Source organism: Litorisediminivivens sp. KMU-197 (assembly GCF_056858395.1).
This window is the reverse complement of the sequence record NZ_JBXEQG010000010.1, coordinates 76654-98333: the sequence shown is the minus strand read 5'-3', so window position 1 is coordinate 98333 and position 21680 is coordinate 76654. Positions and strand designations below refer to the sequence as shown.

The following is a 21680-nucleotide window of genomic DNA, read 5'->3' as shown; positions in this document are numbered from 1 at the left end:
TCGTATGACGGGTAATGGTGTGGGGGATACTTGCTGCCGTAGAAGGACACGGCAGCGATTCGCCGCCATGCGGACCGGGCCTGCCGTGCCCAATGAGCCGCACGAACGACCAAGCTGGCCCCCGCCGACCAGCACAGGCGGGGCAAGGTGCCCTTGGCAGACGTCCGGGGTTACCCGGCGGTGCAGGTGTCGATCGCCGCACCCCATCCCGAGGCCGGCATTTCGGCGGAGAAACAGGCGATGGTGGCATCGGCGTCCTCGGACCCCTTGCAGAGGTTCAGGGCGTTTTCCCAGCCCCAGCGGTGGCCGCCGCCCCAGCTCACGCCGCCGTGCATCACCTTGTCGAAGCAACGCGCCGGTTCCGTCGTCTCGACCGTGCCGCAAAGCTCTTCCAGCGCAGCCTGACGCCAGGTGCTCGAGCCGCTGTAGTTCCAGGCGATCTTGTTCTGCACGGCGTCGTAGCAGGGCGTGCCCGGCCCGGTCGCGGCCGCGGTCTCCGGTTCCGGGGCCAGCGCGGGCGGCTCGTTGGCCTCCTCGCCAAAGACCTCCTTCGGCGGCTCGGCGACCTCCTCGACCACCGCGGGGGCCGGCGCGGCTTCCTTGGCGGCGGTGTCCTGCGGCGCGTCTTGCGCGCCACCCAGGGCCTTGAGCCGGGCGCGGGCCGGGGCCTCGAAACAGGGGGCGTGGGTGTTGATGTAATCGGACAGCGCCTCGGCGGTGCCGGTCTTCATGGCGGACTGGAAATCGGCCATCGCGGCGCCGCAGCCGGACTGGGCCTGGGCCGCCCCGGCCAGCGCGGTGAATGCGCCGAACGCAAGGACGGCAAGGCTGAGATGGGGTGAATGCATTCGAGGGCTCCTCCGTTGAACCTGTTCATGTCGCGGACCGGACGCGGCCCTGGGTATTGTCGCGGCGGGCAGGGCAGCCCGGACCCACGTGGCTGGGGCGGTCCCGCCCTGGTGCGGCACCTCCCCGGGCCGCCGCCGACCCCGCGAAGGGGGCCGGCGGTGGCGTCAGGACCGGAAGGTCAGTTGTTGCTGCCGAGACCGCCGCCGCCAATGCCGGATTCGCTCTCGCCGCCGAACTCGAAGGTCTCGCGCGTGCCGTCATCCTCGCCTTGCTCGTCCTCTTCGATGAGTTTCATCAGCTCTTGCGAGGCTTCCGGGCTGAGAAATTGCGTGCTGCTGCCCCCCTGCGGCGGCTCCTCGGTGCGGGGGCCGACGATTTGCGTGCTGCTGCCCCCCTGCGGCGGCTCTTCGGTGCGAGGGCCGACGATTTGGGTGCTGCTGCCGCCGCCGAAGCCACTTTGCTGGCTGCTGCCACCACCGCCGAAGCCACTCTGCTCGCTGCTGCCACCGCCGCCTGAGCGGCTTTGCTGGCTGCTGCCACCACCGCCGGAGCGGCTTTGCTCGCTACTGCCGCCGCCGCCGAAGCCGCTCTGCTCACTGCTGCCACCGCCGCCGAAGCCACTTTGCTGGCTGCCACCACCGCCGCAGGCACAGCTCGGATCAGCACCGATCTGCTGGCTGAAGCCGGAGCCTTCCCCGGTCAGCATCCAGTCCGAGGTGAACCGGGCGAGGCCTTCGTAGTCATAGCCCTCGCCCGCGTGGATGGCCGGCGACAGGTGCGAACCGGCGTGCAGGATGACCTGCATCGCGAAGTCGACACCCGAGGGCCAGTTGACGGTGTAGACATGGGGGCCCAGCGGGTCCTCCACCACCTCGAAGCCGCCACCGCCGGGCAGCGGCCCGCCGTCATCGACGCCCATGCCTTCGCGCTCTGCGCCGTTGATGAATACGGCGGGTTCAGGCGTGGCGCGCAGCTCGACGGTGTCCGAGCCGACCTGCATGAAGATCGCGGTGAACACCGATTCGCTCTGGTCATAGACCCAGAGATCGCGCCGCACGTTGACCACGACGCCGGGGTCCTCGGACCCGGTGGTGCGGATCAGGACAAAGTCGCCGCGATCGGGGAACAGCGCCTCGAGTCCGTCCTCGGCGAAGACGGTGAACTCCTCGCCGCCGGGTCCTTCCGGGGCACAGTTGGGATGTCCGATCAGCTCTTCCACCGCGGGCAAGGCCAAAAGCGAGATCGCCGAAGGCGAGGCGTCGGTGGCATCGTCGTTGAAGCAGGTGGCTTGCAGCAGGAAGTCGTCCTCGGTCTCTTCAAGGCTGATTTCGCCGCAAAGGTTATGGAAGTCGCTTTCGCCCTCGCCGGTGTAGTCGAGCAGGCCGTCGCTGACGGTCAGCCCCTCGATCGGCACGCTCTCGCCCTCCATGCATTGCGCGGTGAGGCCCGGACCGGGATCGAACACCAGCGAGAATTCCTCGACCCGTTCGAGCAGCTCGGTCTTCTCGATACGCCGCTCGGACAGGGTGATCTCGACCTCGCGGCCCACCGCCAGCACGCCGCCGCCGAAGTCGAAGTTGCGCTCGGCACGGCCGATCTCTCGGCAGGGGATGACCACATCACCGAAGTCGGCAATCCGGCGCTCGGCCTCGGCCTCGCAGGATTGCACGGCGCGTTCCAGCGCCTCGTCCAGGGTGCGGGCCAGTTCGGTGGTGATGGTCTGGCCGCCACGGGCATGGGTGGCGCAGAAGATCGCCACGCCGCCGGCCGCGGGCTGCTGTTCCAGCACCTGAACCGGCCCGACCAAGCCCTCGACCTCGTCGCAGGCGCCGATCTCGACGGTCGAGGTGATGTCGCTGGTGACCTGGGTCACGGTGCGCTCTTCCCGGGTGGCGCGCTGGCCAAACAGCACCTCGGTGCGTTCGGTGATCTCCTCGTTGTAGGTCTCGACCTCCTCGGTGACGACGTTGACCGAGATGCTTTCGGCAACCGAGGTAACGCCCTGGTCCTCGAAGATCTCGACTACGGCCTGTTCGGCCACCTCCTGCTCGATCTCGAAGAGCGAGGTCATCATGTTGACCACCATCGACAGGTCGATCTCTTCGCCGGCGCCCATTTCGGCAAAGTTGGTTTCCAGCGTCTCGAAGACCGCCGCCTCGACCGAAATCGCCTGCCCTGTACCGACCTCGGTCACCACCGTGGTCAGCGTCTCGCTGGTCGACACGGTGACCGAGCGACGGATCTCGCGGACCTGCACGTCCCTGACCAGCGTGGTGAATTCCGCGAAGGCGGGCACTACCTCGGGGGGACCGACGATCTCGACCACCCGCTCGGGCGGCAGCAGGGCCTCGGGCGCGATCGGGTTGAACACGGAAGAGCCAGCCTGGCGCTGGTCGATCGCCACCACCGACACGACCTCTTGGAAGGAGACAGCGCTTTCAACATAGGTCTCGTCCTGCGTGGCCGCGACGTCGAGCACGCAATTGGCCAATGCCAGCGGATCGGTCACGCCGTTGGCCGCGCAGATGCGCTGCGCGTTGGCGCGGACGGTGACATCCAGCGCCTCGAGCGTACGCACCTCGCGGCGGTCTTCGTAAACCTGTATCATCTCGGTGATGGTGGCCACCTCGATGGTCTCGTTCACCGAGATCGCGGTGTCGAGTCTCAGCACCTCGACCAGCGTCTCCAGCGCCAATTCCTCGCTCATCTCGTAAAGCGCGCTGACGATCGACACGATGAACGACAGTTCGACCGACTGGCTCACATCCATGCCTACGAAGTTTTCCTGCAGCGCACGGACCACCGCGGTCTCGACGCTGACGCGCTGGCCGGTGCCGACCTCCGAGACAAGCGCGACGCGGCTTTCCTCCAGCTCGGCGCGCAGCAGCGTCTCCTCGGCCGAGACCCGCCAGCTATCGCCGAAACGCACCAGCGCGGCGCCATCGGCGGGCGGGCAGATCAGCGCTGTACCGTCGCGCGGCAGCATGTCGTTCTCGGGGTTGCCGTCGAGATTGCCGATCAGCCCGGAATAGACCCCATCGGCCGCGGCGACGCCGACGTTGAGGAAGGCGTCGTAGAGGTTGACCCGCACGGTGAAGATATCGGTGCCGGTCTCGTCGGGCCAGGCCACCAAGTAGCGGGGGCCGCTCTTGCCCTGGCCGTCATAGCTGACATAGCCGCCCTGTTCGAGGTCGAAGGCGGTCTCGGGCAAGGGCAGTTCGTTGCCGTCGACATACATCCGCTGGCCATTGTCGTCGGCGTAGAATTCCACCAGGCTCTCGCCCAGGCGGATGGCCACGGCGGTGTTGGAAGACACCGAGGGGTTGTCGTCATGGACGGTCTGGCGGGTATGCACCTGGAACTGGCCATCGGCCGAGGCCAGAAGCACAAACTCGCCGCCCTCCTGGAAATCATAGGTCAGGCCATCGGGGGTGAAGATATGCACGTCACCGTGCGAATTGGTGGGCACCTCGCGGTCGCCGAAGCCGCCGAAGCCGCCGGGCTTGCCGCCGCAGGCCGCCATGTCGACAGCCTGGAGCGCTTCGAAATGCGCCGCCAACTGGAAGCCGCCCGCCGCGCCGCCGGCGCCCGCGAAGCCGCCCGCGCCAAAGCTGCGCGCCTCGGCCACCTCGACGATGGTGGCGACGCTGATCCAGTCGCTCATTGCGCTGACCCCTTGGCCCTCCATCATGGCGACGATCGCCTCGAAGGCCTGCTCCTTGCGAACATCGTAGAGCGCGCCGAGGATGATGGTCAGGAACTGCACCTCGACCGAGGCGCTGCGCTCCATCGCGAAAACGTTGTTGCGGAACATCGTCAGCAGGGCGGTTTCCAGCGTCACCTGCTCGCCAGTGCTCCGGTCGACGACCATTTCGTCCAAGACGCCCTGGCCCACAGTGCCGGGGATCTCGGCCCCGTCGGCGAGGGTCAGGAAGGTGGCGTCACGGCGTGAGAGACTGTCGTCGCGAAGATCGATCGGATCCAGCCGCAGCCGGAAGCCGGAGTGGCGCAGGAACTGCCCCGGAAAACGCTGCGATTCAAGGCTGATGAATCCCTGCGCGGCGCCGGCCTGCTCCAGCGGCGGGCGGACGTGAAAATAGGAACCGTCCGTCGGCACCGGTTCGAAGCTGGCGCCATTCTCGCCGGCGACAAGAAAGCGCGGTTTGCTGCCGTCGGGATCAAGCACGAACAACACCGTGTCCTGCCCGGTGGCGAACATCCGCACCAGGGGCGCGTTGTCCTCGCCCTCGACGATCCAGGCGGCGCCGTTGCGCGGCGCGAGGAAATAGCCCGTCAGCTCGCCGTTGGCGTCGCGCTGGTTGTCGTTGATCGAATAGGCCAGCAGCCGCAGCGGCGGGTAACTTGCCGCGGCGTCGAGCTTGCTTTCGGCGGTGATGATGACGCCGGATCCCACGTGGTTGGCCACCTTGACCAATCCGGGCGTGCCGGTAAAGGGACAGGCGGCACTTGCCGCTCCGGCACCGCACCCGGCAAGCGATGGTTCATGCGCCGACACCTGCGCCACCGCGCCAGAGGCGCAGAGCGCGAACGTCGAGACGAGGGCGGACAGGCGGGCAGGAGATCTCGGGGTCATGGGGTTCACTCTGTTGGACGCTGTTTTTTGTGATTGTTGGGTGCCGCGCGGCGATCCGGCCGCCGCGTGGCTGTCGGCCCGGCAAGAGGGCCGGAAACAGACCGATCAATGCGCGCAGAAGATATCTGCCGGATCGACCGTGCTTTGCCAGCAGGCTTCGTCGGGCGCTGGCATCCGGTGAAACATGCCGCGCCGGAAGGTCTGGTCGGCATCCTCGTCGCGCGACAGCATCTCGCCCCAGCCCGGCGACTGGACCAGAAGCATGATCGTGGCATGGTTTGGCGCCTCGGCGCTGAAGCTCCCTTTGTTGTCCGTGAACTCGAACTCGCAAACATAAGAGCCGACATAGGCGTCGTGGCAGTTCGCCGTTTTGGCCAGCGCGGGGCTGGCGGCAGCGGCGAGACAGGCGGCGGCAAGCGCGCGGAATGCAGTGGATCGCATCGTGTGGTGCCTTTCGATCAGAAGCGCAGGGGGGCACCGGGCGATCCCTTCGCCCGGCGGAATGAGGAGGGGTCAGTAATCGATGAACGCGCAGAGGTACCTCTCGTGCGCCCAGCCCTGAACGGCCAGCGACCGGGCATTGCCCAGCCTGTCGCCATCGGTGGAGAATTCGCGGTTGGCGTCCGTGACGCGCACCCAGCGGCCCTTCCGGTTGCGGGTGTCGACGGTCACGGTGGCCAGCCGCTTCAGCTTGCGATTGGCGTGGAACTTGGTCCCGGGCCCGTTGCGCACCGCCAGAAAGCCGTCCGGGCCGTTCACGTTGCACACCATGGCATAGGCAGGCCCCGGTGAATTGTAGGGCCAGGACACATCCCGCGACAGCCCGGTCAGTTCCACGGCTCCGTAATCTGCCACTTCAGCGCGCGCGGCACCGCCCAGCATGACGGCTGCTGCCAGCGCCACGAGTATCAGTCTATTCAATCGTCTTGCTCCTCAATTCAAAGCGTCACAGAGGGGACAAGGAAGGTCGTCTTACGCCAGACTCGGAAAATTATACTTACTTAGAAGACAACGCCCGCCCCGAAAGGGCCGAGAATTTGCCATATATTATACCTGCATAGTGAATTGCGCAGGGCTCCCCGGCGGTCAGATGACATCAGATTACCTTACCTGTCAATGAAATCCCGGCCAGCAATCGGCAGCGCGCTAAAGTTGATGACTTCGCCTGTCGCCCGCGGCGACGTTCGCGAAGGCGGTGGCATCCAGCACCTGCTGACCGGTGCCGCCCGAGGTCGGCAATTCACGCGCCGGAGAATGGCAATCCCCGATCCATCATCGGGGCCCAGCGACCGTCCGCGACCGGGATCAAGCCGCTGGTCTGAACCGCAGCTCCGCTGACAGGACGCCGAAGTCCGACCCGTCGATGCCCTGAGCTTTCTGTCACGGCTCCGTGACGCGCCGCCGATTGATTGCTGCGGGAGAAGCGAATACCACAGTCGGGCACACATTCGGATGGACCGATATGAAACGCAGAGATTTCCTGACCGCCACCGCAGCCGCATGCGCCGCCCTGCCCCTGCGCGGGCTTCATGCCGCGACGGACGCCGCGCCCGAGTTGCGCGCCATGCCCGCGACGGCACGGCTTCTGCCCCAAGAGTATCCCGAAACAGCGATCTGGGGCTACGGGGGCAGCAGCCCCGGGCCGGTGTTGCGGCTGGCCCAGGGTGACACCCTGCGGCGGCGGCTGGTCAATGATCTCGACCAGCCCACTGCGGTACATTGGCACGGCATCCGCATCGACAACGCCATGGATGGCGTTCCCGGTCTCACGCAAGAGGCGGTGGCACCCGGCGACAGCTTCGACTACGCCCTCACCGTGCCCGACGCCGGAACCTACTGGTATCACTCGCACAATCGCTCAATGGAGCAGGTCGCGCGCGGGCTTTACGGTATGCTAATCGTCGATGAGGCGACGCCCCCCGACGTCGACGTCGACCTGCCGATGGCCATCGACGATTGGCGCATCAACCCGGACGACGGGCAGATTTTCGGTGATTTCGACAACCTGCACGACCTGTCGCACGCCGGACGGATCGGCAACCTCGTCACCATCAACGGTGCCTTCGAAACCCGGCACGAGGTGCGCCCCGGCCAGCGCCTGCGCCTGCGGCTTCTGAACGCCGCCAACGCGCGGGTCTTCACTCTCGGCCTATCCGGGCTGGAGGGCTGGGTGGTGGCGCTGGACGGAATGCCGCTGGCGGCGCCGCAGCCGTTCGCAGAAAACCTGACCCTCGCTCCCGGCCAGCGCGCCGATATCCTCGTCGATGTGACGGCAGAGGCGGGGGCAGAGGCGCATCTGGTGGGCTTCGAACGCGATGGCGGCTTTGCGCTGGCCAGTTTCGCGGTCGACGGTGACGCTGCGCAACGCCGTTCGGCCCCCGACGCCCTGCCGGCCAATCCTGTGGCAGAGCTTGGCGACGGTGCCGATGCCCCGGTGCACACGCTGCGCATGGAAGGCGGCGCCATGGGCGGAATGCGCGGCGCGATGATGGGCGGAAAGACTCGCTCGATGCAGCAACTGATGTCCGAGGGGCAGTTCTGGGCGCTGAACGGCGTCGCGGGCCTGCCCGACGCACCGTTCTTCACCGCCGGTCTGGGCAAGGCGCAGCGCGTCCGCATGATCAACGACACCGCCTTTCCGCATGCCATGCACCTGCACGGGCACCACTTCCGCGAATGGCGCGAAGACGGCCTCGGTCCGTGGCGCGACACCCTGCTGGTGAACCGTGGCGAGACCCGCGAAATCGTGGTGCCGGCCGACAATCCCGGCCGCTGGCTGCTGCATTGCCACATGCTGGGCCATCAGACCGCCGGCATGAAGACCTGGTTCGAGGTCGGCTGAGGCGGCCGGACCGCTGGTCGCCCCCCGGGCTTGCGACGGGGGAGGCGACGCCGCAGGGCGCGGCTGAACGCGCCCGCGCCTACCTGAGCGGGATGGTCACGTCGAACGACAGGCCCCAGGCCTCGAAGTCCTCCTGCCCCAACCCGTCATAGCTGCCGCTGAACGCCACCCTCGTGCCGCCGCTCATGGTGAAGTCGACACCCGCCTGAACCCGCGCGCGCCAGTCCTCCGAGACCTCCTCGACCCCGTCGGGCAGGCTCACGTCAGCCGTGGTGCCGCCCATGGAGTAGATCGCGTCGATCCCGAAGTAGGGCGAATAGATCAGCCCGCCCGCGGTCTCGAAGCTGCCGTTGAACGTCGGCCCGATCTTCAGCTGGCCCAGCTCGATGGTCTGGCCGGGGATGCTGACGCCAAGCGCATCGGTATAACCGTCCTGCTTTTCGCGATAGTAGGACAGGTCGGCAGTCGGCCGCACGGTCCAGGCGCCCGCCTTGAACTCACCGGTAAGGGCACCCTGCGCCAGCCAGCGGCTGGTGGTGAAGTCGTCTTCGTAGGTGTTGAACGGGCTGACCGTGTTGTGCGATCCGCCCGCGGCAAGACGGCCGTCGAAGTAGAGGCTGGGCGTGATCCGCGCGGTCACGTAGGGCCCGAACATCCAGCCCGATCCGCTGGCCCGGCTGTCCTCGCTCTCGGAATGGTCGGACATGTCGTCGAACTGCAGCAGCGCGCCGACCAACACATCCGGCGTCAGCAGGTAATCGACCCCGAAATAGGCCACCGCGAAGTGCCCGCGGCTGTCGACGCCGTCGAACTTCTTGTACTGGACCTCGGTCCAGGCATCGAAGCGGTAGTTGTCGACATACATCGCCTTGTCGTCGCTGTGCGCAAGTTGCAGGCTGGCCGCCGCCTGCCGCATCTTCAGCAGGCTGGTCGAGAACTTCAGCTCATCGCCGCCGCGCGAGACCTGCGCTTGGAACGGCAGGAAGGACTTCAGGTCGCCGTTGGCGAAAGACAGCGCCGAGGCATTGCCCGACCCCCGGTTCAGCCGGTCGAAACGACGGCCCGAGCGCGGCTCGGTCGACAGGATCAGGTCGGCCCTGCGGGTGAGGAAGCGGTTGATGGTCTGCACCGTCTTGGTCAGCGTCGCCTTCGAGGTCAGCGTACAGGTCACCACTTCCGCCGGATCCAGCTGCAGCCGGATGGTGCGGGATTTGGCGTCGGCGGTGCTGTTGCCATCGTCGCAACTGATCGCCGAAGTGCCGACACCGTCGGGCGTCGACGACTGGCTGATCACGTAGCTGCCCACCGCCAGGGTGATCGGTCCGGCACTGCCGGTGCCGCCCGAGGTCGCGATGGTGAAGTTCAGCGCCGCTTCGCTGGACGAGAACACATAGTCGCCGTCCTGATCCGTGTTCTGCACGAAGATCACGCTGCCGGTGGTGGCCGGTTCGACCGTCAGGGTCGCGCTCGGGCTGACGCTGGTGCCCAGCGACGACACGACGGTCTCGACGGTGTCGGGATAGCTCCCCACCACGCCGGATGTCACCGCGACCGAGATCTCGCAGCTTGCACCCGCGGCCAGTCCGCCCCCGATATAAGTGACGGAATCGCTGCCCGGCGTGGCAGTAAGCGTGCCTCCGGTACAGGTTGTCGATGCCGCTGCGGGATCGTCGATTGTCACGTCCGCGGGCAGCACGTCGTTGAGGTAGATACTGAATGCGTCGATCGCAGCCGTGTTGGTGAAGGTGTAGGTCACCGCAGAGGTCTGGAACTGCTCAATCGTCGACGGCGTGAAGCTGATCGCCGCATCAAGTGGCTTGTCCAGAACCAGCACGGTGGCGCGCGCGCCTACCGCATCGGGCAGGTTCGAGGTCAGCACCGACGTGACGTTGAGCATCTCGTAGGCTTCGAGCGCCTGCACCGTCACCGCGAAGGAACAGGTCTCGCCCGCGGGCAGGAAAAGGTCCTGCAGGGTGATCGTGCCGTCGCCCTGGTTCGCCGTCACCGCGCCGGTACAGGTGCCGGCATCGCTGGTGCCGGTGGCCACGATCATGCCCGGCGGCATAAAGTCGATAAAGGTCCCGTCCGTCACCTCCATCAGGTTGGCGCTGTTGTCGATGGTAAAGGTCAGCACCGTGGTGTCGCCCTGCTCGATCACGGCATCGCTGAATGCCTTGGCGAAGCCCGGGGCTTCGGCCGGGTTCACGCGCAGCCTGGCTTCGGCGGGATCGGCGTCACCATCGGCACTCGACGTCAGCTCCGAGGTGACGTTGAGGATGCTGGCGCCGCCCGTGACCCGCACGTTCACGAAGATCTCGCAGTAGCCGCCGGCGTCCATCGCCCCGCCTTCGAGCGCGACCGACGTGCCGCCCGGGACAGCGGTCACCGTGCCGCCGCAGATGTTGATGAGGTTCGGATCGTCGGCAACCACCAGCCCGTCCGGGAAGGGATCGGTAAAGGCAATGTCGGTCACGCCGATTGCGCTGGCGGTGTTGTCGAGCAGGAAGTGCAGGACGGTCGTCTCGCCCTGGGTGACCTCACCTCCGGGGGCAAGGAATTCCTTCTGGAAGCCCGGTGTCGGGCCGCTGGTCACGCCTATGGTGGCCTGCGCGGAACCGCTGTTGCCAAGGCTCGAAAGCAGGTCTTCGGTGACGTTCTCCTTGTCGCCGCTGGTCAGCGCGGTCACGTCAACCGTGATCTCGCAGCCCAGGAACGCGCCCACGGATCCGTCGGTCAGCACGACCTCCGCGGCGCCGGCCACCGCGGTGACGGTGCCGCCGCAGGTGTTCGACAGGTTGGGGTCATCAGCGACCACAAGACCGTCCGGGAAAGGATCAGTGAAGCTCAGTGACGTGGCCTCGATGGCGTTGAAGAAGTTGCCGATCCTGAAGGTCAGCGTGCTGCTTTCACCCTGCTCGATGCTGAAGTCGCCGAACTCCTTGAAGAACTCCGGCGCATCGGCCGGCGTCACTTCAAGCGTGGCCTGCGCCTGCGCGGTTTCGGGGAAGTTCGACAGAAGCGTGCTGGTCGCATTCAGCAGCGACCCCGATCCAACCGCGCGCACCGAGACGGAAATCTCGCAGCTGGCGCCGGAGGTCAGGCTGCCACCGGTATAGGACAACGAGGTGTCGGTGGTCGTCAGGCTGCCGCCGCAGGTATCGCCATTGGTCGACTGCAACAGCATCCCATCGGGGAACGTGTCCGAAAAGCTCAGTCCGGTTGCATCTGCCACGCTGCTTTCGTTGGTGATGGTGAACACCATGTCGGTGACTTCGCCCTGCACGATCGGGTTGGTCACGAACGCCTTGGTGAATCCCAGCGACGCCGGCAGGACGACGGTATCGTTGTCGGTCGCCGTGTTGTCGGTGAGGTCGCTATCCAGGGTGGCGCTGTCCGCGGTGACGGTGTTGGACAATGTGCCGCTGGCCAGAACGTCGACCTGGCAATTGACCGTGTACCGAACCGAGCCGGAGGCGGGGATCACCAGCGTATCGGCGATTTCGGTCGCCGGATCGGCCGAGACGGTGTTGCCGGACGTGCCGATGGTGCCGCGCGACGTGAAGCCGCAGGTCAGATCGCCCGGGAAGGTATCGGACAGGTCGATCGCCGGGTTGTCCGAGGGACCGTCGTTGATCACGTCGATGACATAGGTCAGCGCGCCGCCCGCACTGACGCTGGTGCGGCCGTCGGTCTTGCTGACGGACACCTCTGCTCTGGGCGTCAGGAACTGCACCCGGGTGGCGCCGTTGTTGGTCGTATCCGGATCAGACACCGACGCGGTGATCGACCGGGGGATCCGCAGGTCCTCGGTTGCCGCCGGATCGATGTCGCAGACCGACGTATGCACGACCGACGATCCGACAGGCATCGACACCGTGTCGCTGATATCGCCGGTGGTGGTCGGTGCTGAAACCGCACTCGCGCCATCGAAGAATTCGGCCGAGGTGGTGCAGGCCAGAACCGCCGGGAAGCCGACCGCGATGACGCCGGCCGGATCATTGGACGGACCGGCATTGCCCGACCGGAAAACGAAGGTGACGCTTTCACCGGGCACCAGCGCCCCTACTACGTTGTCCTGGGTGATCGACAGGTCGGCAGACGGCTCGAGCGTGACAGTCGACGTGTGTACATTGTTCGTCAGGTCGGGGTCCGCAACCGAAGGGGTGGCTTCGCCTGTGTTGTCCAACACGCCGGTCAACGCGGGGTCGATGTCGCAAAGCGAGGTATAGATCACCTGAGCGCCAACAGGCAGGGAGAAGACCGCCGAGATATCACCCGATGGGGGCACACTGCCCGACGCGCCGCCGCTCAGACTGAAAATACTGTGGGTGCAGGTCAGACCGGCGGGGACAGCGTCGGTGACAAGGACCGACGGAGCGTCTGAAGGCCCCGTGTCGTTCGTGACATAGGACGCATAGTGCACCTGCTCGCCGGGCACCGCGGTCGCATGGGACAGCTTTTGAAACCCGATGTCCGCTTGCGGCACCAGCACGGTGTCGCCGTCGGTCGCGCTGTCGTTGGCCGGGTCCACGTCGGGCTCGCGGGCCGACACCCGTGCGGTGTTGCTCAGGGTGCCGGTGGCATCGGAATTGATGTCGCAGGTCGCGGTATAGGTCACTGACGATCCCGCGGGCATCGTCAGGGTCTCGCTCAGATCGCCCGATCCGCTGCCATTGCCGCTCGCGCCGTCGGCGGCGACCGAGGTATAGCTGCAATTCGCCAGACGCGTCTCGCTCGAGAAGGTATCGCTGACCTGAACCTGCGTGGCCTCGGACGGACCGTCATTGGCCACGACGATGGAATAGCTCAGGCTTCCGCCCGGCACCGCTTCGGTCAGCCCGTCGGTCTTGGTGACCGAGACGTCGACGACCGACACGACTTCGAGGTCGTCGGTGGCCGGCGCGGCCGAGAAACCGCTGACTGCGGTCAGCTCGGACGTGGTGTTGGAATAGCTGCCGCCCGGCGTGGTGGCAGGCACGGTGAATTCGACCTCGAAGGCACACATGCCACCCAGCGCCGGCACCTCGCCGTCGGTAAAGGTCAGGACGCCGCCGAATTCGCTCAGGCTGCCGCCGCAGGGCGCTGCGGGCAGCGAAGTCACGGTGACGGGATCGGGCAGCAGGGTCGACAGGTCGTCGGTAAAGCGCAGACCGGTCACCGGGTCGTCGTTGGGGTTCGTGATAGTGAAGGTCAGCGTCGCGGTCTCGCCCGGCACGATCGGCCCGTCGAAGGATTTCGCGAACACGGTCGGCTGCGTCGTGACGCTCAGCGTATCCGTCGCCGGGTCGCCGGTGACGGCAAGTGCGCCGGCCGTGCCGGTGACCGAGGTCGTCGTATTGGTGTAGAGACCGGGGCTGGCCGCCGCCGGCACTTCGACGGTAACACTCAGAGTACAGGACGCACCACCGGTCAGGTCGACACCGGTCACGTTGATCGTGGATGTGGGGACGGTAATGGCGTCCGCATTACAGTTGTCGGTCGGTGCAAGGGTCACCTCGGCACCGGGCAGCATCGCGTTCAGATCGTCGCTGAAGGCGATGCCGGTCACATCCGTCGTCCCGAGGTTTTCCAGAGTGAACAACAGGTCGACCGTCGCGCCCGGTGCGACCGCATCCTCCGAGAACGCCTTGGACAGCGCGATCACGCCGGTCTGCACCGTCAGTTCGGCGTAGGCCGGATCGACAAACTGCGCGCCGCCACCCTGAGTGACGCTCAGGACGCTCGTTCTGTTGCCATAGGTTCCGTCGTCGGCGCCTGCGGGCACCATGACCTCGACCTCGATCTCGCAAAAGGCTCCGGCCAGAACGCTGCCGCCCGTGTAGGTCAGGAATGTTGTGCCGGACAGAGAGCCGCCGCAGGTGTCACTGGTGACACCGCCGGTCGCCGCAATGTCCGGCGTCAAGTCCAGCATATCGGCCAGATTGTCAGTGAACGAGTTGATCGTCGCATCCGATGTCGGGTGCTGATTGTTGATGGTGAACTTCAGCGTGGTGGTGTCCCCGGCAATCACGGTCGCGGGCTGGAACTCCTTGGTGAAGATCAGGCCGGTGACCGTCAGATCATCCGTGGCGGTGCCTTGGTCGAGGGTAACTCCTGCTCCTGTCACCGAAAGTTGCGAGGTGGTATTGGTATATGTGCCCAGGGTGGCATCATTCGGCACCGATAGCTCGACAGTGATCCGGCAGCTTGCGTCGGCCAGCAAGGCGCCACCGCTGTAGGTGATACTGGTGGTGCCCAGCCCGGCCAGCGATCCGCCGCAATCGTTGGATACGAGCGTATCGGCCGTGACCCCGGCCAGCATGGCGGCAAGATTGTCGGTAAAGCCGATGTCCGTCAGATCCGGAGACTCCGGTGCATTGCGGATATCGAAGCTGAGCTCGACCGTGCCACCGGGCGCCACCGCGCCCGCGAACGACTTGGAGAAGTTGGCGTTGATACCCGAGCCCACGTTCACATCATCCGACGCACCCGGCGAGGTCAGGGACTGACCGGCGACCATCGAGGTCAACTCGCCGGTGGTGCTGACATAATTTCCACCGGCAAAGTCTTCGGGGATGGTGATGGTCACCTCGAACTCACAGGTCAAACCCGCCGCGACCTCGCCGCCGGTCAGCGCCAAAGCCTGCCGATCGGTGCCTATGAACACCAAGGACAGCGACGATGCCCCACCGCAGGGCGGGTTCGGCACCGGCGGCAGAGTGACCGAAACCGGGAACGGCAAAAACCCGTTGCCGCCGGTCTTGTTGGAAATGGCGCCGGAGTTGTCCGTCAACTCGTCGCGGAAGGTGAGGTCGGTGGCAGCCACTGTGTTGGCGGTATTGTCGATGGTGTAACGCAGGGTGACGTCCTGCCCCGGATTCACCGGATCGCCAACGAACAGGATTTCGAGCACCGGCGCGCTGCCTGACGTCACCGCCAGAGTATCCGAGGCGGTATCGGTCCCGACGTCGGTTACACCGCCAATGGTGGCCGTCACCGGCCCGGTGGTATTGACATAAGAGCCGCCGGCAGCACCCGCCGATACATCTACCGTCACCGAGAAGGTGCAAGAGCTTCGCGCAGCGATGACACCGTCCGTCAGCGTCAGGACCCCGCTGGTGAAATCCAGCGCCGACCCGGTGCCGCAAGGATCAGAGGGCAGCCCGGACGCGGTCGTCCCGGTCAGCATGGCATCCAGATCGTCTTCGAAGGTAACCGCGGTCATGTCGGATGCGGGGCTTCGGTTGATGATCGTGAACTCGAGCGTTGCCGACCCTCCGGGACCCACCGGATCACCACGGAACACCTTCGAAATGTCCGGCTCGTCCGTGGCGCCGGTGACGGTCAGGCTGGCCGCGCTCTTCCCGGCTTCGTCTCGGTCGGCAACCAGCTCTGAGGATACGAAGTTGCTGTCCCCTAACACTGTCGCGTCGACGTCGACGCTTACCGTGCAGATCGCGCCTGCAGCCACTGCGGGGAAACCCCCTATGCCCTCGGCAACGAGGGTGATCGTGTTGCCTGCAACCGTCAGCGTCGGGGGGATTGTCGCGGTCCCGCAATCGGTGCTCTTGTTTGCCGGCGCAGCAAATGCGAATCCGGGCGGCAGGGTTTCACTGAAATCAAGGTTTTCTACCGCGCCGCCATTCCCCGAGTTGTCGACCGTCCAGGTGATGGTGACCACGTCGTTCAGCGGAACGGTCCCCGGCGTAATGGACTTGAAGAACCCCGGAAGCGATGAAACGACGGTCAGGTCAGCGGTCGCGGTCCCGGAATTTCCCGCTGACGACGTCAGGTCGCTCGAGGTGTTCGTATGCACCCCCACCGTGGACGACGTGACATCGACCCGAACCGTGCAACTTGTTCCGGGGCCAACCTTGCCCTTGGACATCGAGATCGTGGAGCCCAAATCAGGGGCGGACAAAATGGCCTCACTGCAATCCGTCGATGCGCGTGCGGGAGATGCGAGCGTGACCCCGGCCGGCATCGTGTCGGAAAAGGCGAGGTCCGTGACCGGGGTGGCCGATTCATTTCTAATCGTGAAGATCAGCGTGCTGAACGACCACGGCCCGATCGTGCTGTTGTCGAAGACCTTGGTGAACGCCACCTGCGCCACTGCCGGCGTTGCCTGAAGCAGGCCGGCGGTGATCAGCGCAAGCGCCCAGGCGAAAACGATCGATGCATATCTGGTCATATGGTCGGGTCCAATATCCTGGCCAGCCACCGTCAAACCGGGGCCGGCGAAATCCGAAAGCCGAAAGCCGAAACGTCAAAACACTGACAATGGCGAGGGTGTGGCACCTTGCCTCTGGGGAAATTGGTCGCACACCTGCCGCGCGTCACAAAGCCATCAGCGGAAGCGCGGCGCAAAGTTGCGCGGAGTGATGTCAATAGAGCACAACAGATCGTGATCGCCGCAGACCACCGTGACGCCAGAGCACTCAGGCTCCGAGACCTCACGCGTCCTGCATCAATCCGTCACCACCACCCGCACGCCCCATTCCCGACAGCGCGCCGCCAGATCGTCGGGCAGTGGGCGGTCGGTGAACACCGCGCTCAGCTCCGAGATCGAGGCAATCCGCGCCGGGGCCGAACGCTGGAACTTCGAGTGATCCGCCACCAGGAAAACCTGCCGCGACTGACGGATGATGGTCTGGCTGACGTTCACCTCCTGCACGTCGAAATCCAGCATGTCGCCGTCCTCGTCCAGCGCCGAGCAGCCGATCACCGCGACGTTGAACTTGAACTGGCTGACCGCCTCGACCGCCAGCTTGCCCACCAGCCCGCCGTCGGCACGCCGCAACTGCCCACCGGTCACCACGATCTGACAATCGGGGTTATCCACCAGAATGGCCGGCACGTTCATGTTGTTTGTCACCACGAGGATGTTGCGGTGCCGCAGCAGCTCATGCGCCACCGCCTCGGTGCTGGTGCCGATGTTGAGGAAGATCGACGCGTCCTCGGGCAGTTCCGCAGCGCAGGCCTTGGCGATCCGCTGCTTGGCCTCGGTCGCCAGGTTGCGCCGTTCCTCGTACCCGATATTGGTCACCGACGAAGGCAGCACCGCCCCGCCATGCACCCGCTCCAGCCGCCCGGCCTCGGCCAGCTCGGTCAGGTCACGGCGGATCGTCTGCAGCGTGACGTCGAAATGCCGAGACAGCGCCTCGACCGTTACCTTGCCCTCGCGCCGCGCGATTTCGAGGATCTCGGAATGCCGGAATGAGGTGGACATGACGCTGATATCTTCCTGTTGTTTCGTCTGGGCGCGGATGCACCGTTAAACCGAACGTAATCCGCCAAGATCTACACCCCGCATGTTCGCTTTTGCAAGGTTCTCGCACCGACACGCCCGTCTTGCCACCTGCGCCTCATGGCTGTGAGCACACAGCGGGACACAATCATGGCCTGCGCCGAACTACCCTGTTGCCCCGGCCTATCCGTTCGAGACACCCAAATTGGCAAAAAAACTATACCAATATCCAAAAATCTGATTACCTTGACCCGGCTGGAAGGGCCGTCGCCACAGAAACGGCCCACCGGGATCACGTATGGGAGGACCAACATGACCAAACTGATACAGCGGCGCCACGCGCTGCGTTCGATTGCCGGCATGGGCGCCGCGACACTGGCCGCGCCGCATGTGGCCACCGCCGCCTCGCACGGAACCAACTGGAAAATCCAGACCAGCTGGCCCGGCGGCGCCGGCCTGCAAATCTTCAAGGACTGGTGCGCCACGATCCAGGAAAAGACCGGCGGCGAGCTGACCTTTACACCGTTCGGAGCCAATGACGTCGTCGGCGACTTCCAGCTTTACGACGCGGTCAAGAACGGCGTTCTGGAAGCGGTGAACCCGTTCACCATCTACGCACAGGGCATCATCCCGGCGGCGACCTTCCTGACGTCGATTCCCCTCGGCCTGCGCAACCCGCATGAGTTCGACGTGTTCTACTACGGTCTCGGCGGCATCGACATCGCCCGCGAACTCTATGCCGCGCAGGGCCTGCACTTCGTCGGCCCGGTCCATCACGGCCCGAACATCATTCACTCCAAGGTGCCGATCCGCTCGATCGACGATTTCGCCGGCCGCAAGATGCGCCTGCCTGGCGGCATGGTGGCCGAGATCTTCACCGAGATCGGGGCCGAAACCACCGTCCTGCCCGGATCCGAGATCTTCCCGGCGCTGGAGAAGGGCACCATCGACGTCGCGGACTACGTGGGACCGGCGGTCAACTACGCGCTCGGCTTCAGCCAGGTCACCGATTACATCGTCATGGGCCCTCCGGGCTTCATGTCGCTCTATCAGCCGGTCGACATCATGGACATCACCGTCGGCAAACCCGCTTGGGATGCGCTCTCGCCCGAGATGCAGCAGTTCGTCGAAATGGAGACCCACGTCTATTCCGACATGCACCATGCCGCGATCCAGGCCGCCGATCAGGAAGCCTGGGGCAAGTTCGAAGCCGACGGCACCGAAGTCACCCGTCTGACCCAGGACGACGTGGAACTGATGACCGAGGTCGCCGTGCCGATCTGGTTCGACTACGCCAACCGCGATCCGCAGGCTGCACGAGTGTTCAAGATCCAGCTCGACTACATGCAGTCCGGCTCGCTGGGCTACGTCGACCCGGCGCTGACCGACGGGCTCGAGCTCAAGCTCTGATCGTCTGACACCACCGTCAATCGCCGCTCGGGGGCAGACCCCGGGCGGCTTTCGCAACTTATCCGAACATCGAAGGGGACTGCCATGCCGGGGCTCAGCTTCACGCTGCCGCATTGGCTCTACTGGATCGGGCTGATCGTCTTTCCGCTTGTCGCGATGATCCTGTCGCGCCGCCCGCAGCCGCAAGAGAAACGCTACACCCTGCCACTGGCCTACATGATCGCCGTCACTGGCGGCATCCTCGGCCTGCACAGGTTCTATCTGAAAAGCATGTGGGGTCTGATCTTCATCCCGCTGTTCCTGTTCGTGCTTTACTCCAATGCCCAGACGCAGGAGGCCCGTACCGTCCTGTCGGGCTTCGACAACGAATTGCGCGTGGCCGAGCGCACCCTCGCGCGTGAGGAATCCCGCGTCGCCGATGCCCGCGAAGGGCTGGCCGAATTGCAGGCCACCGTGGACGAGGCCGAGGAAGGGTCCTTTGCGCAGAAGGCCGCAGAGCGCCGCCTGACCCGCGCCGAGGACACCATCTCCAAGGGCGAGGCCCGGCTCACCGAAGCCCGCGCCGCACTGGACGAACGCACGCCCCTGCGTGACGCCGCCGCCGAAAAGCGCGCCTTCTGGGACCGGATGGCAGGCTACACCTTCTACCTGATCCTCGCGCTGCTGGCCGTCGATCTGGTGATGCTGCCGCTGCTGGTGCGCCGCGCAAACGCCACGCTGCCCCCGCACGAGGAACTGACCGAGACCGAACTGGCGCTGAAGAAGGCTGAAGAGGCGCAGGGCCAGAAACCCGATCACGCCTATGCCGAGAACTGGATCGACCGGCTGTCGCTGTTCTGCGGCGAATTCGTCGCCTACTGGGCGGTGATCGCGGTCTTCGTCTATTACTACGAGGTGTTGGCCCGCTACGTCTTCGGCAGCCCCACCAACTGGGCGCACGAGGCGATGTACCTGATGTTCGGCATGCAGTACCTGATCGCCGGCTCCTACGCGATGCTCACCGAAAGCCACGTGCGGGTGGATATCTTCTACGCCCCGTTGACCCGTCCGAAAAAGGCATGGGTCGACCTTCTGACCTCGATCTTCTTCTTCATCTTCGCGGGCACCCTGCTGGTGACCTCGTGGATCTTCGCGATGGACGCCATCGCCGTGCCGTCGGGCAATTCAATCCTGTCCGACTGGGCGCGCGGACAGATCGGCTTTGGCGACATGGTCGGCGGTTTCGGCTGGGATCAATGGACCGATAGCAACATCCGCTGGGGCGAAATCAGCTTCAACGAATGGGAGGTGCCGCTCTGGCCGATGAAATGGGTGATGGTGATGGGCGGCGTGCTGCTCGTCCTGCAAGGCGTATCGAAGGTGTCCAAGGACATCCGCGCGATCGCACGGGGGAACTGAGGTAAATGGGCATCGAAATCGATATCGCATGGCTGACGCTGATCATGTTCGGCAGCCTGCTGCTATTGCTGATGGCGGGCCTGCCCCTGGCTTTCGTCACCGGCGGCCTGGCCTGTGTCTTCCTGTTCATTCTGGGGGACGAACGGGCGCTCAACATCGTTCCCAGCCGGATCTTCCCGCTGATGACGAACTACCAGCTCTCGGCCATACCATTGTTCATCTTCATGGCGGCGATGCTGGAAAGGGCCGGCATCATCAACGACATGTTCGACGTGATCTACAAGGTCATGGGCGGGCTGTCGGGGGGCCTCGCAGCGGCCACCATCATCGCCTCGACAATTCTTGCCGCCATGGTCGGCGTGATCGGCGCGGCGGTGGTGACCATGGGCATCATCGCCCTGCCCGCCATGCTGAAACGCCACTACGACCCCAAGATCGCCATGGGCTCTATCATGGCGGGCGGCACACTGGGCATCCTGATCCCGCCGTCGATCCTGGCCATCATCTATGCCGTGGTGGCCGAGCAATCGGTGGGTGAGCTGTTCATCGGCGCGGTGATCCCCGGCCTGCTGCTGTCGGGCATGTACATCATGTACGTGGTGGCGCGCAGCATGATCAATCCGAACCTCGGCCCGCCGATCCCGGTGGAAGAACGCGTCAGCAACCGCGAAAAGGTGGCGCTGATCGGCAAGATGGCCGCGCCGCTGACGCTGGTGATCGTGGTGCTGGGGATCATCTTCTCGGGCGTCGCCACCCCGGTGGAGGCCGCCGGCATCGGCACCTTCGGCGCCTTCATCGTCGCTGCCATCCACCGCAAGCTGGACTGGCCCACCGTGCGCGAGGCCTGCACCACCACGCTGAAGGCCAGCGCCATGGTGATCTGGATCATGTTCGGCGCGACCATCTTCGTGGGCCTCTACGTGCTCGAGGGCGGCCAGCAGTTCGTGCAGGACGCGCTGGCGGCCACCGGGCTGGGGCCGTGGGGCATCCTGATCCTGATGCAGGTGCTTCTGGTGATCCTCGGCATGTTCCTCGACTGGGTCGGCATCCTACTGCTTTGCGTGCCGATCTTCGTGCCGATCATCAAGGCACTGGGCGCGGCCGCCTTCGGCCTCGACAGCGGCGAAGACCTCGTGCTGTGGTTCGGCGTGCTTTACCTCGTCAACATGCAGATGAGCTTCCTGTCGCCGCCCTTCGGTTATGCGCTGTTCTACCTGCGCGGCGTGGCCCCGGCGGAAATCCCGATGAGCGACATCTTTAAGTCGGCGCTGCCGTTCCTGTTCCTGCAGATCGTCGGCCTCGTGCTCTGCATGGTGTTCCCGCAGATCATCACCTGGCTGCCACGGCTGGTCTACGGATAA

General features: G+C 65.3%; 10 protein-coding genes. 4 read left to right on the top strand and 6 right to left on the bottom strand.

The features are described from left to right. Window positions 1-170: 170 nt before the first annotated feature. The 4 genes from AC04PT_RS17195 to AC04PT_RS17180 form a co-directional block, all read right to left on the bottom strand. The gene (locus tag AC04PT_RS17195) at window positions 171-848 is read right to left on the bottom strand and encodes a hypothetical protein (protein ID WP_482874970.1); all 678 of its coding nucleotides are present in this window, start codon (window positions 846-848) and stop codon (window positions 171-173) included. 179 nt (window positions 849-1027) lie between these two features. Then, entirely contained in the window at window positions 1028-5443 is a 4416-nt protein-coding gene (locus AC04PT_RS17190; protein ID WP_482874968.1) for a VWD domain-containing protein, read from the bottom strand. A 105-nt stretch (window positions 5444-5548) separates the two neighbouring features. Continuing rightward, window positions 5549-5884 carry a hypothetical protein gene (locus AC04PT_RS17185; RefSeq protein ID WP_482874966.1) on the bottom strand — a complete coding sequence of 112 codons (336 nt, stop codon included), beginning with the start codon at window positions 5882-5884 and terminating at the stop codon, window positions 5549-5551. A 72-nt stretch (window positions 5885-5956) separates the two neighbouring features. After that, a complete protein-coding gene (locus tag AC04PT_RS17180) occupies window positions 5957-6364 on the bottom strand; it encodes a hypothetical protein (RefSeq protein ID WP_482874964.1) in 408 nt (135 codons plus the stop codon). A 541-nt stretch (window positions 6365-6905) separates the two neighbouring features. On the opposite strand from AC04PT_RS17180, the gene AC04PT_RS17175 reads away from it, so the two are divergent. Next, the gene (locus tag AC04PT_RS17175; RefSeq protein ID WP_482874963.1) at window positions 6906-8285 is read left to right on the top strand and encodes a multicopper oxidase family protein; all 1380 of its coding nucleotides are present in this window, start codon (window positions 6906-6908) and stop codon (window positions 8283-8285) included. 79 nt (window positions 8286-8364) lie between these two features. On the opposite strand, the gene AC04PT_RS17170 is transcribed toward AC04PT_RS17175, so the two are convergent. Together AC04PT_RS17170 and AC04PT_RS17165 are read right to left on the bottom strand one after the other, a co-directional pair. Continuing rightward, window positions 8365-16455, bottom strand: coding sequence for a DUF7933 domain-containing protein (locus AC04PT_RS17170; RefSeq protein ID WP_482874962.1), 8091 nt, complete (start codon window positions 16453-16455; stop codon window positions 8365-8367). 276 nt (window positions 16456-16731) lie between these two features. Beyond that, window positions 16732-17493 (bottom strand): DeoR/GlpR family DNA-binding transcription regulator, encoded by a 762-nt coding sequence (locus tag AC04PT_RS17165; RefSeq protein WP_482874961.1) that lies wholly within the window; start codon window positions 17491-17493, stop codon window positions 16732-16734. A 330-nt stretch (window positions 17494-17823) separates the two neighbouring features. On the opposite strand from AC04PT_RS17165, the gene dctP reads away from it, so the two are divergent. The 3 genes from dctP (at window position 17824) to AC04PT_RS17150 (ending at window position 21680) form a co-directional block, all read left to right on the top strand. Further along, entirely contained in the window at window positions 17824-18921 is a 1098-nt protein-coding gene (dctP, locus tag AC04PT_RS17160; RefSeq protein ID WP_482874960.1) for a TRAP transporter substrate-binding protein DctP, read from the top strand. A gap of 84 nt (window positions 18922-19005) precedes the next feature. Next, window positions 19006-20319, top strand: coding sequence for a TRAP transporter small permease subunit (locus AC04PT_RS17155; RefSeq protein WP_482874959.1), 1314 nt, complete (start codon window positions 19006-19008; stop codon window positions 20317-20319). Window positions 20320-20324: 5 nt separating this feature from the next. Further along, window positions 20325-21680 (top strand): TRAP transporter large permease, encoded by a 1356-nt coding sequence (locus AC04PT_RS17150; protein ID WP_482874958.1) that lies wholly within the window; start codon window positions 20325-20327, stop codon window positions 21678-21680.

Excerpts from the sequence above, each read along its gene's own strand:
- AC04PT_RS17195 (WP_482874970.1), bottom strand. The coding sequence starts at position 848 with ATGCATTCACCCCATCTCAGCCTTGCCGTCCTTGCGTTCGGCGCATTC.
- AC04PT_RS17190 (WP_482874968.1), bottom strand. The coding sequence starts at position 5,443 with ATGACCCCGAGATCTCCTGCCCGCCTGTCCGCCCTCGTCTCGACGTTC.
- AC04PT_RS17185 (WP_482874966.1), bottom strand. The coding sequence starts at position 5,884 with ATGCGATCCACTGCATTCCGCGCGCTTGCCGCCGCCTGTCTCGCCGCT.
- AC04PT_RS17175 (WP_482874963.1), top strand. The coding sequence starts at position 6,906 with ATGAAACGCAGAGATTTCCTGACCGCCACCGCAGCCGCATGCGCCGCC.
- AC04PT_RS17170 (WP_482874962.1), bottom strand. The coding sequence starts at position 16,455 with ATGACCAGATATGCATCGATCGTTTTCGCCTGGGCGCTTGCGCTGATC.
- AC04PT_RS17165 (WP_482874961.1), bottom strand. The coding sequence starts at position 17,493 with ATGTCCACCTCATTCCGGCATTCCGAGATCCTCGAAATCGCGCGGCGC.
- dctP (WP_482874960.1), top strand. The coding sequence starts at position 17,824 with ATGACCAAACTGATACAGCGGCGCCACGCGCTGCGTTCGATTGCCGGC.
- AC04PT_RS17155 (WP_482874959.1), top strand. The coding sequence starts at position 19,006 with ATGCCGGGGCTCAGCTTCACGCTGCCGCATTGGCTCTACTGGATCGGG.
- AC04PT_RS17150 (WP_482874958.1), top strand. The coding sequence starts at position 20,325 with ATGGGCATCGAAATCGATATCGCATGGCTGACGCTGATCATGTTCGGC.